The organism is Roseburia faecis (assembly GCF_001406815.1).
In the GTDB taxonomy this organism is placed as follows: domain Bacteria; phylum Bacillota; class Clostridia; order Lachnospirales; family Lachnospiraceae; genus Roseburia; species Roseburia faecis.
The window spans coordinates 1-421 of the sequence record NZ_CVRR01000088.1; the positions used below are offsets into that span (position 1 = coordinate 1).

The window sequence follows — 421 nt, forward strand, 5'->3', positions numbered from 1 at the left end:
GAGAGAGTTGGGTGTCCCGGTTCTGCATTTCCAGAAGCATTTCTGCCATTAAGGTCTGCTGTTCTTCGATTTGCCCAATCATAGATTCCATTAAGGGTATAATTTCCCGGCTTTCTTCTAATGTCATTTAATCGCTCCTTCCATAATGATAATGCACCAGATACTTTCCCAAAGGTGTCCAGTATCTTTTGCAATAACGTGTTTTGTTGTTTTATGATTTGATTTTCCGCTACTTTCCACGAACCTTTTATTTCCTGCCCGGCAAGAAACTTCTGTTCAATCTTTCTTGCGTCAGCACCTTCATGGATGGTAGGAATCTGGAGTTTTCCCTGCTTTTCATAAGAACGGTGATCGACCTGATTATGCAAAGGCAGATGTTCATTACACACCTTTGCCCACTCGCTCCGCCACAGTTCACAGT

The 421-nt window shown here is 42.8% G+C and carries 1 protein-coding gene; it reads right to left on the minus strand.

The genetic code is table 11. The features are described from left to right. Positions 1 to 421 (minus strand): MobA/MobL family protein (locus tag M72_RS15570; RefSeq protein WP_176694804.1); only part of this gene is annotated, 421 nt, incomplete at both ends.